We start from the raw sequence: 1526 nt of genomic DNA, 5'->3' as shown, positions 1-1526 counted from the left end.
AGACGTTGGACTTGGTGGAGTAGCCGACCGTGGTCTGCAGCGCCTGGTTGGCGATCGACTTGGCGCTGTCGATCAGCTTCTGCAGCGAGGTGATGCCGGTGTTGGCAGCCTGCAGCACCTGCACGCCATTGGCGATGCCGTCGAGCAAATTGTTGATGTCGCTGGCGCGGTTGTCGAGCGACTGGGCGGTGAAGAAGTTGGTGGGATTGTCCAGGGCCGAGTTGACGCTCTTGCCGGTCGACAGACGGCTTTGCGTGGTGGCGAGAAGGTCAGCGGTGGACTGGAGAGAGAGCAGGTTCTGACGAACCGACGCGGAGAGAACGATACCGGACATTGAGTGTTACCCTTCTGGTACGCAACGCAACAAAACTTCGATTAGGATTAATCGATGCCCGGGACGGTGAACGCAGACGGCTAACAAAGCATAAAGCGTGTCGCGCCAAACCTCGCGCGGGTTCACCATATGGCAGCGCGACGCCCGGTCGAGCTCGCACATATCGCTCTGATAAGACGGCGCTTTCTTGCCCAATGGGAAGGCATTTGCCACTCGTCAACCATAACTAAGAGTACGCAATTGGCTGCATTCAATGGGCGGCCTCCGTCTTGGCGAGCGGCATTCAGATGCCGACGCAAAAACAAAGCGGCGGGGCCAAAGCCCCGCCGCCGGATCCTGCTTGCGATGTGGTCCGCGACTTAGCGGAGCAGCTGGAGCACGCTCTGCTGCGACTGGTTGGCCAGCGACAGCGCGGAGACCGCGATCGACTGGCGGGTCGACAGCGCCTGGCTGTTGGCCGCCTCGACGTTGGTGTCGGCCAGCGTCAGGTTGGACGAACCGGTCTGCAGCACGTTGATCAGGCTCTTGTTGAAGTCCTGACGCACCTGCACCACCGAGAGGTTCGAACCGAGGCTCGAGGCCTCCGAGCGCAGCGTGCTCGACGCAGCGTTCAGGTTGGTCAGCACCTTGTTGGTGGCAGCGTTGTCGATGAAGTCGACACCGCTGGTCAGCGCAGCAAGGCCCAGACCCTTGGAGTTGTAGGTCACGCCGGTGATGCTCAGGTTCGACTTGCCGGTCTCGTCGAATACCAGCTTGAGCTGATCGCCGTTCAAGAGGTTGACGCCGTTGAACGAGGAGTCCTGCGCGGTCGTGTCGATCTGGTTCAGGATGTTGTTGTACTGAGACACCAGGTTGGCACGCGAGGTCTGCGCGACGACGTCCTGGACGGGGGTGGAAGCCGTCGAGAAGGTGAGCGACGAGGTCAGCGTGCCGCCGATCGCACCACCCGCGGCGCTCGATCCGATGGTCGAGGACGCGTAGTCGTTGGTGGTCGAGATCGTCAGCAGGCCGTTGGCGTCGATCGTCGCGGACAGGTTGTTGGCCTGAAGCTTCGAGTTGAGCTGGTCCAGCGTCTTGACCGTGCCGTTGGTGCCGTCGCCGAAGGTGACGTCAACCGCGGTGCCGCCGTTGAAGGAGGTGAAGGTCAGGGTCTTGCCGCTGATGCCGCCGATGCCGGAGGTGCGGGCCGCCG

At 62.0% G+C, this 1526-nt stretch carries 2 protein-coding genes; both read right to left on the bottom strand.

Features of this window, described 5'->3' with window-relative positions; all coding sequences use genetic code 11:
* Positions 1-334, bottom strand: a 334-nt coding sequence (locus EHH60_RS36840) for a flagellin N-terminal helical domain-containing protein (RefSeq protein ID WP_502697437.1), incomplete at its 3' end; no start/stop codon positions are given.
* A 359-nt stretch (positions 335-693) separates the two neighbouring features.
* Positions 694-1526: DUF1522 domain-containing protein (locus EHH60_RS36835; RefSeq protein WP_283811888.1), on the bottom strand; the 833-nt coding region annotated here is incomplete at its 5' end.

Origin of the sequence: Bradyrhizobium sp. RP6, assembly GCF_003837805.1 — a bacterium.
In the GTDB taxonomy this organism is placed as follows: Bacteria; Pseudomonadota; Alphaproteobacteria; order Rhizobiales; family Xanthobacteraceae; genus Bradyrhizobium.
The sequence above is the reverse complement of the archived record's forward strand: the minus strand, read 5'-3'. Positions and strand labels throughout refer to the sequence as shown.